At 57.5% G+C, this 15,958-nt stretch carries 8 protein-coding genes and 1 tRNA gene; 2 read left to right on the top strand and 7 right to left on the bottom strand.

All coding sequences use genetic code 11. The annotated features are described in order from the left end of the window. Positions 1–1,637: 1,637 nt before the first annotated feature. Positions 1,638–2,663: a glycosyltransferase gene (locus CBB91_RS09750; RefSeq protein ID WP_273013832.1), complete on the top strand. Its 1,026-nt coding sequence runs from the start codon at positions 1,638–1,640 to the stop codon at positions 2,661–2,663. 95 nt (positions 2,664–2,758) lie between these two features. On the opposite strand, the gene CBB91_RS09745 is transcribed toward CBB91_RS09750, so the two are convergent. Next, positions 2,759–4,474: a HAMP domain-containing sensor histidine kinase gene (locus tag CBB91_RS09745; protein ID WP_273013830.1), complete on the bottom strand. Its 1,716-nt coding sequence runs from the start codon at positions 4,472–4,474 to the stop codon at positions 2,759–2,761. 175 nt (positions 4,475–4,649) lie between these two features. Here CBB91_RS09745 and CBB91_RS09740 point away from each other — a divergent pair, with 175 nt between their 5' ends. Beyond that, positions 4,650–5,969, top strand: coding sequence for an FAD-dependent oxidoreductase (locus CBB91_RS09740; RefSeq protein WP_273013828.1), 1,320 nt, complete (start codon positions 4,650–4,652; stop codon positions 5,967–5,969). Here the strand turns inward: CBB91_RS09740 and CBB91_RS09735 are convergent. The 6 genes from CBB91_RS09735 to lon all read right to left on the bottom strand — a co-directional run bounded on the left by CBB91_RS09735 (position 5,966) and on the right by lon (position 15,632). Further along, positions 5,966–7,465, bottom strand: coding sequence for a tryptophan halogenase family protein (locus CBB91_RS09735; protein WP_273013827.1), 1,500 nt, complete (start codon positions 7,463–7,465; stop codon positions 5,966–5,968). The genes CBB91_RS09740 and CBB91_RS09735 overlap by 4 nt on opposite strands. A gap of 25 nt (positions 7,466–7,490) precedes the next feature. Further along, a complete protein-coding gene (locus tag CBB91_RS09730) occupies positions 7,491–8,492 on the bottom strand; it encodes a cupin-like domain-containing protein (protein WP_288145294.1) in 1,002 nt (333 codons plus the stop codon). Positions 8,493–8,546: 54 nt separating this feature from the next. Beyond that, positions 8,547–9,278, bottom strand: a complete 732-nt coding sequence (locus tag CBB91_RS09725) for a SapC family protein (protein WP_035551296.1) — start codon at positions 9,276–9,278, stop codon at positions 8,547–8,549. Positions 9,279–9,444: 166 nt separating this feature from the next. Further along, the gene (locus CBB91_RS09720; RefSeq protein ID WP_273013823.1) at positions 9,445–12,537 is read right to left on the bottom strand and encodes a TonB-dependent receptor; all 3,093 of its coding nucleotides are present in this window, start codon (positions 12,535–12,537) and stop codon (positions 9,445–9,447) included. A 511-nt stretch (positions 12,538–13,048) separates the two neighbouring features. Further along, a tRNA-Val gene (locus CBB91_RS09715) sits at positions 13,049–13,124 on the bottom strand. A gap of 90 nt (positions 13,125–13,214) precedes the next feature. Further along, positions 13,215–15,632 (bottom strand): endopeptidase La, encoded by a 2,418-nt coding sequence (gene lon / locus CBB91_RS09710; RefSeq protein ID WP_273013821.1) that lies wholly within the window; start codon positions 15,630–15,632, stop codon positions 13,215–13,217. Positions 15,633–15,958 lie beyond the last annotated feature (326 nt).

Here is a 15,958-nt window from a genome sequence, read left to right as displayed (position 1 = left end):
CTTCAACCTGCCCTGCCCCTTTTTCTTTCCCTTTTTCGTCGAGAGCGCATAGGTTTGGTTGCACTCCGCACCTGATGTGATACATCCCATACAGGCACACGGTTTGGAGAGTACAATATGCAGCTGACCGAGAATAACTGGAGAAAGTAAATCATTGTGTAAAACCTGCAGTCTCAAGACAGGCTGATTTGTTGCTATCATTGGCCGTGGCCGACTTTGGCGACAGAATCAGGCCCGGAACAGCCCACAAGAAGGGCAAACTAAGCGCCAGCGCGCCAATATAGGCGACGCTGGAAGGATTATGTGCCTTTCCATCACGGTAAGTGTCTGCAACCCATAGACTGAGCGGAATGATGGCGAACACATGCCCAAAGCCCGCAAACCGAACCTGATAGACCGACATCAACAATGCCGAAACCAAGAGCGAGGCGAAGAGGAGATTCGCCCGCAGGCGCTTCCCCCGGTACGCGCCGTACAGGCTGAGGCCCAGCGCCAGCAATGCGATGCCCAGCATGAAGCCGATTTTCGCAACCCTGCCGGGACGCTCCGCGAACAGGGGCCGCGCCTCATCAATGCGGTCCAGCCAGAGCGTCTTCACCTCAGGCGACAGATCAGACAGCGGGTTCGACAGGCATTGCGGCCCCACCAGCAGCAGGACTGCAGCGCTTGCCGCGCCAATACATAGCAGCGCCGCCATGCGTACGCCCAATCCCCGCGCAGACGCCAGAAGCGCGGCCAGAACAAGGCCGAGCCCCCCTGCCAGTCCGGCAAGCAGGCTGACGGATGAAAGCGCGTCACAAGCCACGACGGCATAATTCGAAGGTGCCACCGTCGCAAAGAAAGCGAGCTCCAGCCCCGCCGCCAATCCAGCGCCAAACCCCATCGCACCGCGCCGTGCGGCCTCGCCCGAGATCGCCCAATCCAGCGCCACAAATCCGCAGATTATGCCAACAAAAACATAGACTTCGCCTCCAATCGCCACGGACGCGGCAACCGAAAGGCCAGCCAGCGCCAGACGTGCCGGACGCCTCGAGGGGTCAACAGCACAGCCTAGTGCAAGGGCGAGCAGGCCAAGTTGAAGATTATGATGATCAATAGCCCCCGGCATGAACCGGTAATGCGTGGAGAAGATGAAGGCGCTTAACAAGAGGCACGCCAGCGCGCCCCCTTTGCCGCCCAGATGCCGCGCGCCTGTGTAGAGCCCGGCCAGCANGAGCAGTACGCTCAAGGGCGGCCAGACCGTATAGGCCCAGACAAGCGCGGTCTCTGATGGCAGGAATATGTTGAACAGGTGGAACAGCAACAGAATCGGCAGATCCACAAGCCGCGACCAGTGCATGGCGGTGCCGCCCTCCGGTCCCATTCGGTATTGCTGGAGGTCAAACCAGGNCTGTCCATTCAACAGATCCTGTATCTGAACGAGTCGCATTATGTCGTCGCCATCCGGTCCGATGTCGCCGAATTTCGCCTGAACAACACTGCTCAGTATCAGGCAGGCAGGCACCAATAGGAACAACAGAACAAGTCTGGCGTCGAACCGAAACGTCATGTGCTCCCTCCGCGGCTGCGCGCTCCCGAAAGGCAAACTTAACCTGTGGGAGTATAGGAAACGCTAAAGAGGGAGGCGCGANAGACTGATGACCGATACTGATCTGCCCCGGCTGAACATCGCTGTGCTCCTGCCCTGTTACAATGAAGGCAANTCTATCGCGTCCGTCGTGATCGGCTTTCGCAAGGCGCTGCCGTCTGCGCGGATTTATGTCTATGACAACAATTCCAGCGACNACACATCCTCGCAAGCCGCATTTGCCGGNGCCACCGTCGTTCCCTCCCGTCGTCAGGGCAAGGGCAATGTGGTTCGTCAGATGTTCGCNGATATTGAAGCGGATGTTTACATCATGGCCGATGGCGATGGCACATACGATCCGTCCGCTGCGCCGCGCATGATCGACACACTTCTGGCCGATCGTGCCGACATGGTCGTCGGCACGCGACGGAATGTAACCGAAGACGCAGGCCGGAACGGTCATGCTTTCGGCAATCGTCTTTTCAACAAGATCTATCGCGCCCTGTTCGGCAGCGAGTTCACGGACATTTTCTCCGGCTATCGCGCNTTCACGCGTCGNTTTGCGAAAAGCTTCCCCGCCTCTTCCCCAGGATTCGAGATCGAGACAGAAATGTCGGTCCATGCGTCCAGCCTGCGGCTGCCGGTCTCGGAGATCGAGTTCGATTATGGCCGGCGCGTCGAGGGATCCGAAAGCAAGCTCTCAACCTTTCGTGACGGATTCCGCATTCTCCGCATGATGGGNATGCTGATGAAGGAAACAAAGCCCTTCGTTTTCTTCAGTGCCGTTTCGGCGGTCTTGTTCGGCACGGCGACACTGCTCAGCCTGCCAATTCTCGTCGAATATTTTGAGACGGGCCTTGTCAGCCGCATGCCGACCTGGATGCTGGCCATGACGCTCACGCTCGGCGCGATGATGTCATTCACAGCAGGGGTTATTCTGGACTCNCTGGCCCGGTCACGCATTGAGCAAAAGCGGATCCATTATCTTTCCATTGCCCCCGCCAGAGGCGAAGGCGGCATTGGGGGACGCATGCAGCGAACAGAGGATGACCCGGCAACCTATCTTCAGGACCTGTCTCGCAAGACCGGCGCTTGAGTCTTTCATGTTTCAGAAAGTGANCAGAAGGTCCACGCAGANNTGAGACGCTGAGCGCCGCAATCTCCCATGCTCGCCTAAACACTGCTTACGAATTAGCCCATATTCTGGCGCAGCTCGGCGGCACTGNCCTCTGCTGCATCAGGCNATGTCTCGGCGTCGTCTTTCGGAGCGCGGCGAACCAGCGTTTCCGGAATAGTGATGAANGCTGTCGTGCCGCGACCAGGTTCAGACCGCAGCTTGATCCGCAGACCCTGCGCATCCGCCAGGCGGCGCGCAACACTGAGGCCGAGACCGACACCTGCCGTATGGTCAAACTTCTGGTGAGCCGGACGGGAATGGAAGAANGGTTCNAACGCCTTTTCNAGAACGTCCTGGGTCATCCCCCTGCCCCGGTCACGTACCATGACAACAAGGCCCACACCGGAGACCATGCCNGCCTTCACGACAATCGGCGTAGATGAGCCGGACTCCAGCGCNTTNTTGATNACATTGCGCAGGATGATCTCAAAGCTGTTCTCATCCATGTCGGCTGACAAATTGTTTGGAACACTGACTTTCAGTCGATCTGCAAATCGGGAATTGTCAACATCAGACAGCTTGCGGACGACATTCTGAATGGATTGCGTCACNGACACTTCAGATGCATGGGCGAGATAGTCCTCACGCTCCATCCGGGTGTAGTTGATGATCCCGTCGAGAGTGGATGACAGGATCACAGCCTGCTCGCCGATCTTGTCAGCGTAGGAGCTGACCTCTTCTTCGCTACACGGAATGTTTGACGAAGACCCGATCACACCCGCNCANGCAGAGATGACNTCCAGAGGCACTTTCAGCTCNGCGCTCATGGANCCCAGGAAACGCGTCTTGGCTTCGTTCGCCGCTTCCGCTTCATTTCGGGCATGTTCGATTTCCGAACGGGCCTCTTCGATGCGTGTCACATCTGCGTACACGACAACGGTGCCGACATTCGGAATGTGTTGAACGGATTTCTGCCAGTACATGCCTTCGCGGCGGATCGGCTTTTCAACCGGCTCCAGGGAATCTTCGCTGGAACTGAAGACCTTCTTGTGAAGCTGGTTCTCGACAATGACATCACCATCCTCGTCGAAGATGGCAAACGCCTGATGGCTGGCCTCGAGTGCTCCGATGAGCAGGTCGCGGGATTCCTCAGCCTTGAGCGTGGCATCAATATCCGACTGATAGACCATGTAACTGGATCGGGCCCCGAGATAGAGCGCGATCATGAATACGATCATCATCAGGCAGATGGTGACGCCGGTAACCGACTGGGCATAGGTGCTGTAGGCAGCGCTGGAGGCGAAGGCAGCGAGGGCGTAGCGCAGCACGATCCGCGGAACCCGCGTCAACATGCTTGCCATGCCGGCAGCCATAGGCGTGATCATGAGGCCGCCCATGATCATGGCGGCATTTTCATCAGGGCCGACAAAGAAGGGCAGAGAGCCCCAGGCCATACCGAACAGGATGGCAAGGAATTCGGAACGACGCAGGTATTTTCCGCTTACCTGTTTCGGCGCTGAGCGCCCGCGCTTCAACAAGAAGTCCACGACCAGCAAAAGCGCCAGGCCCAAATTCAGCGCAACCCAGATATCGATATTGGTATCAGGAACCCAGCGGCGCACCAGAAAACTGGCGCCNACTGTATTCACGAGCATAATCAAGGCCATGACGAGCACATGGCGAGAGAAATCAAGGTGCTGCTGCAATAGAATCAGCCGGTCAACCGCCGTGCCCCGAGGCAGCGTGTTGCCAGTCACATAGGACAGAAATGATTTTTTCTGCTTCGCCATGACANCGCTATACATGGGCGAAGTGAACATTCCGCTCGCGAGTCGGTGCGGTATTGCAAGACTGTGGAAACTTGTCGTTAACGGGAGGATTAACCACAATAGGTTACACAGAATGGTTGCATAGTCGGTCTTGGATTCTGTAGCGTGCGTTCCAGTAGAAGAGAGTGCCGCGCCTGTGTCCCGCCCAAAATCGCCTTTGAGGATTGCTGTCATTGGTGCCGGTCCGGGCGGATTGAGCACAGCCCATTTCATTCAACAGGCCGGACACGAAGCGGTANTCTTTGAGGCTGANGATCGGCTNGGCGGCAAGTCCTTCTCNGTTGTGCGCGGCGATGCCATGAACGAGATGGGCACCTGCTACACNACGCGCTCCCACAAGCTTGTGAAGAAATGGATGAAGCAGGTTGGCATCACGCTGACCCGGCTCGGCGAAGCGCGATATGACGGCGTCAAGGTGGTCGATTACGTCAAACAGGGGGACGGGCCGCCCCTCGCCTTCCAGGCGNTGAANTTCATTCGGGCCGCCGGTCGCCTNCGCCGGGACATCCGAAATCGCCCGGANGACCCGGATGTGCGCGCCGAAGCCTCAATGACGACGGCCGAATGGGTCAAGCGGCTTGGCCTGCCGAAGATCGACCTTGCCTCGCATCGCATCCAGACAACCCAAGGCTATGGCTTCACGGATGAGGCGACGATCGGGCAGACCGTACAATGGTGCGATCTCAACTATCTGCTGTCCGGCGTCCTGAATGACATGCACATGCCGGATCAGGGCTGGACCGAGTTCTGGACCCGGTTTGCCGAGGACAAGGATGTGCGTCTCGGCAGCCCGGTCACCCATCTCGACCGATCCGGGCCAAAACCCATCGTGACCGCNGGCGGCAAAAGCGAAGCATTCGATGCCGTGGTCTCTACTGTGCCGATGCAGAATTTCGTGAAGTTCTGCGCCGCAACGCGCGACGAGATGTTTATCTGCGAAGGCATTGAGTGGCAGAACTATACGACAACGCTGCTCACATCGCCGGATTGGTTCGATGGGTACATGATCATCGGGTACTCAGAGGCGAGCATGGATTCCAGCCGCAAGGGCGCCATCCTCGGAGGGCGACGGGAAGGCGAGAGCGAAGAACTTGGCGGGCGGCTCTATGTGACCGGGCAGTTCTCAACCGGGCTGACCCCGGCAGAACTGCGCGAGATCCTGGAGGCGGACGCGCAGAAACATGGTTTCACGATCGAAAGCGTTATCCAGCAGAAAGTCTGGCAATATTTCCCNCAATACAAGGCCGAGGCCGTGCGCGACGGCCTNTTCGGCGCACTACGGCGGGTTCAGGGCAACAAGCGTACCTGGTTCAGCGGGTCCAGCTTTTCCCACGAGCTGGTCTGCAGCATTGTCGAGCAGTCCCAGGGCATGGTGCGGGACATGCTGACAGAATTGTCCNAGGCTCCGCAAGAATCCGAAGCCCTGCCCCAAACGGCTGACAAGGAGACTGCCTAGGCGGTCTCGGTTTCCGGCGCGGCGCAATAGGTGTCGATGAAATCCTGATGCTTGGGCANTTTGGAAACCGCCTGCGCGATGCTGGCCTNTAATCCGCCCAGCGCGCGGGTCAGTTGATCGTCGGTCATCATATGCCCCATATGGTGGTACCCCTTCGGCTTCAGGCGCTGGCCCATCATGACCTGTAGCCAGGAATCCACACGGAACAAATCATCCGACGCCTGATAGACGAGTCCATTCTCCCGGAACAGGGCAATGCGCTGGGACAGTGTGTCCGGTACAGGCATATCGCGGCGCGCGCGCCAGAAATCAGAATCGTCGCGCTCGGTCAGCTTGTAGTGCAGGACGATGAAATCCCGGATCTTCTCCAGTTCACGCTCTGCCTGCTCATTATAATGNTTGGCGATGGCTTCGCTGATCCCGGAAAACGGGAATTGCTGCACTAGTCGCGTCGCGCCAATCTGGATCAGATGGATGCTGGTCGATTCAAGCGGCTCCACAAATCCACTCGACAGGCCAAGGGCAANACAATTCTTGTTCCACACCTTGCGGCGGCGGCCGGTCTTGTACCGGATCAGGCGCGGCTCAGTGAGCGGCTCCCCGTCGACATTGTTCAGAAGGAATTCCTGAGCCTCGTCCGGCTGCATGTTCTCGCTGCAGAAGACGAGCCCGTTTCCGACACGATGCTGAAGCGGAATGCGCCACTGCCAGCCCGCATGGTGCGCGATGGCGCGCGTATAGGGAATGGCCGGACCGACCGAGCGCGTCTGAACCGCCAGCGCACTGTCCGTCGGCAGCCAATGCGTCCAGTCTTCATAGCCGGTCTTCAAGGTCTGTTCGATCAGCAGGCCACGAAAGCCGGTGCAATCGATGAAGAGGTCACCCTCTATCCGCTCACCTGACTGAAGCTTCAGCGCAGTGATGAACCCGCTTTCACCATCCTGCTCGACCGTGTCGATCAAACCCTCAACGCGCTTTACACCCTTGGCTTCGCTGAATGTGCGCAGGAATTTCGCATACAGGCTCGCATCCAGATGATAGGCGAAATTGATGTTGGCCTTTTCAGACGTATAGAAACGATCCTCTTCGGCAGCCTGCAATTCAAAGCAATAAGCGTCGAGCGCATCGCCAATGCCGCGCTCCTGCGCATACATCCAGATATTGTAGAACTCGCCCATCCAGCTCGGCTTGCCGACCTGNCCGAAGGAGTGGATGTAGCGATCCCCGACGCCGCCCCAATTCTCAAACGCAATGCCCAGCTTGAAGGTCGCCTTGGTGGCGCGCATGAACTCTCGCTCATCTATTCCCAGCAGNTGATGGAAGGTTCGGTGGGTGGGGATGGTCGCCTCTCCCACACCCACCGTGCCGATGGCGTCTGATTCCACCAATGTAATGTCGAGCAAAGGCCCCAGCATGCGGGACAATGCGGCGGCGGCAATCCAGCCAGCCGTACCTCCCCCAGCGATAACGACTCTTTTTACCTGTTGCGTACTCACATGAACCTCCGGCCTCTTTATGGCGCTAACGGTTGAGTTTGTTCAGAAGCATCGCGCGCAGGCGACGGGCTCTTACTTCGTCCATCGGGGCCAGATTGCCCTGCGCGGCTTCCGGCAAATGTTCAGCGGGGCGATCAGACGGCCCGAAAATGTAGTAATCAAACAGCGCCTTCCAGGCCTGCTTCTCAGGGTCGGGACGATCCCGCAGGCTCAGCATGGCATGCAAAAGCGTATTCTGCGGCGTGTCCATGAAACTTGGCGACGTGTTCCACCAATAATTGATCATGGCCGTGAAGTCGCCAAAACCCTCGACATTGTGCCACCAGAGGGCCGGATAAAAGAGGACATCTCCCGGCTCCAGCTCTGCCACTTGCCCGGCCGCCATGGCCTGACGAAACCGGGGGTAGCGATCAAGATCCGGCTGGCGGAAGTCGACCATGCTGACGACCTGCCCACCGGGCGTCGGCTCCAGCGGGCCCGGATACAAATTCGCGACCTGATCCGGGGGAAACAGGGTGAATGTCCGCTTGCCAACCATGCAGCAGGCAAGATTGTGCGACATGTCATAGTGCGCCGAGGCGATCGTGTGATTGCCCATCCATATGCTGACCAGCGGCGCGTGCGNATCAAACATTGCGTCATTCAGGACAAGATCATTCTCATCTCTGAGGCCCGGAAAGAAAATACCGAGATCGGTTGAGCCGACATAGGCAGACGCGCCCGTACGTTTGGCCATCGCCTCGCGAANGTGTGTGAAGAATTCGTCCAGCGGCACACGCCCCCGCTCGAAATTGAAACCATCAACCGCGTCAGTATAGAAATATCGCCCGCCTTCCCCCGGTGCGCAGCGATACTCGACAATCGGGCGCCCCTGATAGAAGCGCGCAATATAGTCCATCGCGGCGTCTGGCGACTTCAACCCGTGCTGCACCAGGGGCCAGTCGCGTGCCACGCCCTTGAGGATGACCGGTTCCTGATCCCGCATCAATTGCGCATACGGAATGGCGTCTGGCGCGACGCCTTCCATCACTTTTGTCTTGCGGGGAATGTCCAGTGCGGACACGCGGCTCCTCCTGATCGATCAGCCTGCGGCAGATCGTTTGGCGTTCTTCATGTTGATCAAACGGTTCACATTGCTCAGCGATGCCAGCACCAGATATGCCGCGCGCAGAAAGCCACCCTTGTGCAGCCGCTCCAGCATCTCGCCCTCCAGCGCGGCGAGACGCTCTTCGCTCAGCGTGAACAGATCCGGCACCTTGTATTCAGTATGGTCGTCGAGCTTCAGATCCAGCGAGACTGGCTCTATCAGACCCGCCTGATCAAATGCCTCGAACATCGGTTTGGTCATTTCGTCCCCGATGGCAATCACGCGCAGGACCTGGCTGACATGTTGCAGATACGGCGCATTGCCGCCCTGTGCCAGAAAAAGCGGCTCGCCCTCCGTCTTGCTGACACGCGGATTGTCCAGATCGACATGGATCACCGGCTCGCGGCGGACTTTCCCATCGACATTCTGGTCCTGAAAGCCGATCAGAAACGGGCCGCGCTGCAGCAGTGCCGGAACATAATTCGCATTCCAGCGGTCGCCGGCCAGAAACAGATTTTCGCCCTTGTCGAGCCCCATGAGGACGACACAGAAATAGTTGCCGGCTTCATCCTTGCGGAAAAAGATGGGGTAGTCGCGCTGAAGCTCTGAAAACTCGGTGGGGTAAACCGCCACCTGATTCACACTGTCGCCAAACTCGGCGCCGCGGCGCGTGACGATTTTCAGATCCGCATGATCGATATTATTCAGAAGTGCCGTGTTGGCCATGAACCGCCCTTGAATGCTGCGTGCGGTCGACGCCTCGCCTGGTTCGGGCCCGCACTTTTCCTGCATGATGAAACAATCCCCTGCCCCGGACAAGCGGGGGCAAAAAAGGCCGCTGCAAGCAGCGGCCTTTCCTGAAGGTTTCACGTCTTGTCCAAATCGTTTCCGATTAGAACTTGTAGCGCACGCCGAGCTGGTAGCGCGGTGACAGCTCATAGACATAGTAGACCTGTTCCGGCACGCGGTGATAAATCCGCTGGTCTTCNCCGGTCAGGTTGATGCCTTCGAAGGACACAGCCAGCTGCTCATTGATGTCGTAGCTGATGTTCAGGTCATACTGCCCGAAGTCTTCAACATAGATACCGGACCGATCACCACCGGCATTCGATTCGTTCAGGAACGTATCGCGCCAATTATAGGCCAGACGAGCGGAGAAGCCGTACTTCTCGTAGATCGCCGTAAGGTTTGCCGTGTCGGACAGACCCAGCAGAGCGAACTGCTCTTCGTACGGGTTGGAGCCTGGGTCCAGTCCAACATCACCGTTGACCATGGTGTAATTGGCTTGAACGCCGAAGCCGGTTTCACCGAAGAAGTGCTGCCAAGCGATCTCGATACCGTCGATATTGCCTTCATTGTTGTTGATGAGCTGCGAGATCGCGAAGACCAGTTCAGGATCATTTGCGTCGGACACAACGTCATAGGCACCGAGGATACGGTCAACTTCGCTTTGCGGAAGCGCACCGCCAACCAGGAGCCCTTCGAACTCGGTACGAGCGGCAGCAACGTCACCACCATTCGCGTCGATCAGGGCAACCAGCGAGAACAGGTTTGCTTCGGATTGGTCGATGCCAAGATCCGCGATGATGTCGAGNGCATCGCCGGAGCGCGTACCTGCTTCACCGGAGGCCGGGTCNCGAAGGTCGAACAGGTTTCCGTCATAGGACGAGTTACCAATGAAGTTCTTCACCTTCTTGTCGAAGTAACCAACCGACAGATAGCTCGCATCNTCATAGTACCATTCGAGCGAGATATCGAANTTGTTGGACTCCAGCGGTGCCANTTCCGGGTTGTTCAGCTTCGCTGTAACCTGACCACCAAGTGCGGATGGACGGTTTGGCGCGTTCACTTCAGTGGANGCGAACAGNTTGGTGTAGGCTGTCCGGCCAATGGTTGTGCTGAACGACGTCCGTGCAACGATATTGTCCGTCACGTCGACCTGGAAGTCGAAGTTCGGGAGCAAATGATCGTAGGAACCGGATCCGCTGAGGCTGCTTGAATCGCTGGTCAGGATTTGGAAGTCGTTATCCGCTGTCCAGAGCACGTCCACAGGACGCGATTGGTCTGCCACGGACTCAACCTCGGTCTCCTCATAACGGATACCGGCATTCATACGGGCCGGGCGACCGAAGAATTCGCTCTCCATCTGGAACTGAGCGTAGAGGGACTTGATTTCCTCTGTGACCGTGTCGAGCGACTCGGTGGTGGAAAGAGTTCCACCTGGATAGGCAGCCGCCAGAAGCGGGAACAGTTTCGCTGCATCGCCTTTGAACGCAATATCACCCTGACCAACTTTCACGTCATCGAAGACGCAGGACAGGCAGTACTGTTCCATGACACCTGGGGCAAATTGCTCAACGTCGCCAGGGTTGGAAATACCCCAGGAACCGAGGTCCTGCTGGGTNGTGAANGTCCAGCGNTCCATCGTNGNGTCGCGNTAGTTACCACCAACNGTCAGGCTGCTNTTNTCGAANTCCCAGACATAGCGCAGGTCAATTTCGTCGACCTNGTGNTGCATGTTNGCGGAGTTGCTCCGCTGAACCTGCGTACCNAGATCACCTACGTCCAGAACGCCATTGCCGTTTCCGCGCACGGANTCGTCAATTGTGTAGGACTGGATTGGCGAACCGCTACGGTAATCAACAGAGTGCTGAAGGATAACNGGNGCACCCATCGACACGAAGGTNGTCGCGTGNCCCAGCGGGTTGTTGCCACCGGATTCNGANTTCGAGCTGTGCGCGTCNAAGATCAGCGTGCCACGATCAGAGAGTTCCCACTCAGCATTGAAGCCGAAGGAGTTCAGCTCGTCCTTGACCGCACGATTGGTTTGCTCAAAGCCGATGTCCTTGGAACCATTGTTGTTTTCCTGAAGGAACACAGCGCTGGCAACCGGGCCATCATTGTCAAAAATGATCTGATCGAACGGCGTGGCGAACCAGTTTGTCTGCTCGTAACGAAGCTCTTCTGCTTCCGTTTTCGCAAAGGTGTAATCACCCGTCAGTGTCAGATTGTCGATCGGACGGAATTGCAGGACCAGTTGGCCGTTGATCCGCTCACGGGAAATTTCCGAGAGGTCGTAGCGGCTGTCCTGAGGAATGGCGTAGAGCTGGCCATCCTTTGGCGCNTTGGTGATCTGCGTGGATCCGTCACCGCGGACATAGCCGGAATCTTCAAACGCTCCATCGACTTCCGGATCGAAGACCAGCCAGTCATTGATCTGTTGGGAAGGNGCCGCGGAATCGCGCTTGGAGTAAGAACCAAAGACGCCGATACCAAACCGATCAGAATCGTCGGTCCAGCTTGCGAGGCCGGAAAGCTCTGGCGTGAAATCATCACCAGATTCAACACTCGTATCGTTGATTGCCTTGGCCGAGAAAGAAGCGTTCAGACCTGGATCGTCAAATGGCGTCCGTGTCTTGATGTTGACGGTCGCGCCGAGGCCACCTGATGGCAGAACGGCCTGACCCGTCTTGTAGACTTCCAGTCCGTTGACGCCTTCGGAGGCGAGGTTCGAGAAGTCGAACGCGCGATCACCACCGGAGCCATAGTTGCCGCGCGCACCGATCGCGCGAACCTTGGCGGTTGGCATGGTGCGGCCGTTCAGGGTGACCAGGTTGAAGCCTGGGCCGAAACCACGAACGGTGATCTCAGACCCTTCACCGTTTACGCGGTTGATGGACACGCCGGTGATGCGCTGAAGCGATTCAGCCAGGTTCGTGTCCGGGAATTTGCCGATGTCTTCGGCAGAAATGGCGTCAACGACACCATTGGAGTCGCGCTTGATATCCATGGCGCGCTCGAGCGATCCGCGGATCCCCTGCACGACCACAACATCTTGCGTAAGGGTCTCTTCAGCCGCCTCTTGGGCGTGCGCTGCCATTGGCATGGCCGACAGAAGAGACACCGCGGACGCGCCGCACAGCAGCGTACCCCATTTTACTTTCCGTGCAGAAGCTGCACGGAGCTTGTCCGTGGAAACAGTCATTACAATCCTCCCTGAGACAGGCGACTCAAAATCAGGTGCCAGTCTTCAATGCTTGTCTCGGCCAGGCAGAATACGACGGCATTCCGGCCTACCCGCGAGCCAATCCATCACCAAATGTTTGCGCTATCAAGTGGGCATCATTGAAAAAACGTAATTTTTAAATTGACCCATTTGCGCAATGAAACCGTTTTCACCCTGATTTTTACTCGATTTTACCTGTGTTTATCGGGACTTGGAGCAATTCGGCGCGCAGAAACCCGTGAGCTTTGAAAACTTTTCACAAACCGCAATTTGAAAAAATAATGACAAGGTTGGCATTTTCGCCACACTTTCTCGGCGCGAAGTGGAAACGTCTCACCAGAATCGCAGACCAAATTCCACGTCTCGGCGACGCCAGACGCACCGGATTCCAGTTTGCAGGCCAGGTCAAATCGAATGCCCGCTCAATCGACACACGAGCCTGTTCTTTGCGATTAGTCGCCTTCAGGAACGTAGATCATCAAGGGGGAAATGGTGGGCGGTAACGGGCTCGAACCGCTGACCCTCTCGGTGTAAACGAGATGCTCTACCAACTGAGCTAACCGCCCCAATCCCGCTCCAATGCACGGGCTTGAGAAAAAAAGCAAGACGGCCATTCAGTGTTTGAACGGCCGCCTGCAATTTGTGGGATACTTGCCTTAGTGCGGACGCGCCGGATCAGTCGCCTGACCGCCAGCTTGGCCGGCCAGGGAAGCCTGCAGGGCCGCCTCATCCGCTTCCGACCATTCAATCGGCGACAGTGGACGTGTCAGGGCAATCTCCAGCACTTCATTGATGTCCGACACGGGCACGATCTTCAGGCCGGTCTTCACATTCTCCGGAATGTCTTCGAGATCTTTCTCGTTCTCTTCCGGGATCAGAACCGTCTTGATGCCACCGCGAAGCGCTGCAAGCAGCTTCTCCTTCAGGCCGCCAATCGGCAGAACGCGTCCGCGCAGGGACACTTCGCCGGTCATGGCAACTTCCCGATCCACCGGGTTTCCGGTGAGCAAGGAGACGATGGCCGTGGTCATGGCGATACCGGCGGATGGACCATCCTTTGGCGTTGCGCCATCCGGCACGTGGACGTGGATGTCCGTCGTATTGAACACGGTCGGCTTGATACCAAGCATCACAGAGCGTGAGCGCACGAGCGAACTGGCCGCCTGGATCGACTCTTTCATGACGTCGCGGAGGTTACCCGTGACCTTCATGTTGCCGCGTCCCGGCATCTTCACCGCCTCAATGGTGAGCAGGTCGCCGCCGGTTTCTGTCCAGGCAAGGCCCGTGACAGCGCCCAGCTGATCCGTCTCGTCGGCAAGGCCATAACGGAATTTCCGCACGCCAGCGAATTCGGCGAGATTGTCAGACGTGACCGTGAGGGTTTCGCCTTCCTTGTCCGCCAGGTTCCGAACGGCTTTGCGAGCCAGACGCGCGATTTCCCGCTTCAGGCTGCGCACACCGGCCTCTCGCGTGTAGTACCGAACGAGGTCGCGGATTGCGGCCTCTTCAACCACCCACTCCCCTTCCTTCAGGCCATGATCTTCACGAACTTGCGGGATGAGGTGACGCTTGGTGATCTCCACCTTTTCGTCTTCCGTGTAGCCGGCGATGCGGATGATCTCCATCCGGTCCAGAAGCGGCTGAGGCATGTTGAGCGAGTTCGCCGTCGTCACGAACATCACGTCTGAAAGGTCGTAATCGACTTCCAGATAATGGTCGTTGAACGTGGAGTTCTGCTCAGGGTCCAGCACTTCCAGCAGGGCAGATGCCGGATCGCCGCGATGGTCCATGCCCATCTTGTCGATCTCGTCGAGCAGGAAGAGCGGATTGCCCGTCTTCGTCTTCTTCAGAGACTGGATGATCCGTCCCGGCATAGAGCCGATATAGGTCCGGCGGTGACCGCGAATCTCGCTTTCATCCCGCACGCCGCCAAGCGACACGCGCACGAAGTCGCGCCCTGTTGCTTCCGCGATGGAGCGGCCGAGCGAGGTTTTGCCAACACCGGGAGGGCCAACGAGGCAGAGGATCGGACCCTTCATCTTGCCAGTACGCTTTTGCACGGCGAGATATTCCAGGATCCGCTCTTTCACCTTGTCGAGACCATAATGGTCATCATCGAGCTGTTGCTCGGCCTTGCCCAGATTGGTCTGGATATCCTTGCGCGTGCCCCAAGGCAGGGCGAGGAGCCATTCGAGATAGTTCCGCACAACCGTGGATTCCGCCGACATTGGCGACATCTGGCGCAGCTTCTTGATCTCGGCTTCAGCCTTGGTGCGAGCCTCTTCAGACAGGGGTGCGTCGGCAATCTTCTGGTCGAGTTCGGCCAGCTCATCGCGCTCGCCGCCGTCTCCGCCTTGCTCACCCAGCTCGCGCTGGATCGCCTTCATCTGCTCATTCAGGTAATATTCGCGCTGGGTCTTCTCCATCTGCCGCTTCACGCGGTTTTTGATCTTCCGCTCCATTTGCAGCATGCCCATTTCGCCTTCCATGAGGGCGAAGACCTTCTCAAGACGATCTTTCGCCTCTGGAAGTTCGAGCAATTCCTGCTTCTCGGAGAGTTTGACAGACAGGTTTGACGCGACCGCATCAGCAAGACGTCCCGGCTCTGTCAGAGCAGCAATCGTGGTGACAGATTCCGGCGGGATCTTGCGGTTCAGTTTGACGTAATTCTCAAACTGCTCCTGCACCGCACGCATCAGCGCCTGCACGTCGCCATCGGCGCCGTCAGCTTCTTCCAGCGTTTCAATCTCGGCTTCGAAATACTCGCCACGATCAAACAATTGATTCAGGCGCGCACGAGTCTTGCCCTCAACGAGCACTTTCACTGTGCCGTCGGGCAATTTCAGCAATTGCAGAATCGTCGCGATCGTTCCGACCGAATGCACGTCATCGGCGTCCGGGTCGTCAATCGCAGCATCTCGCTGGGCAACCAGCATGATTTCATTGTCGGCCTCTTCGATCATTTCGAGAGCCCGAACAGACTTGTCTCGCCCCACAAAGAGGGGGGCGACCATGTCTGGGAACACGACGATGTCCCGAAGCGGCAACACCGGAAGGTTTTTTATGCTTGGCATATACAATGCCTCCTTCTTCAAATTGAGCCCCGGCTGGCGGCAGCTCGAATAAACCCTCTCATACCATGATGGCAGGAGTCGGGCATTGTACCAGATGTGGCGTTCGCGTCCTTGGGGTTCAAGCGTCGCAATGCGCAGGAAACCCTCTCAATTGTGGAAAGCCTGTGCAATCAGGGGGTTGCAGCCTTTCGGGCGGATTCCGTACGCTTTTCATTCTTCTGATTTGCCAGGAAGGCCGTGAACAAACCGAGCTTTGGATTGGGCGCATCTCCCGCACCGAGTCGACGCAATTGTTCATAGTACCAGCCAATTGCGCCAAACCCGTT

This window comes from Hyphomonas sp. TMED31 (assembly GCF_002172815.1).
Lineage (GTDB): Bacteria > Pseudomonadota > Alphaproteobacteria > Caulobacterales > Hyphomonadaceae > Hyphomonas > Hyphomonas atlantica.
This window is presented reverse-complemented; position numbering and strand designations above follow the sequence as displayed.

Coding starts and splice junctions, on each gene's coding strand:
- CBB91_RS09725 (WP_035551296.1), bottom strand. CDS start 9,278: ATGGCCAACACGGCACTTCTGAATAATATCGATCATGCGGATCTGAAA.
- lon (WP_273013821.1), bottom strand. CDS start 15,632: ATGCCAAGCATAAAAAACCTTCCGGTGTTGCCGCTTCGGGACATCGTC.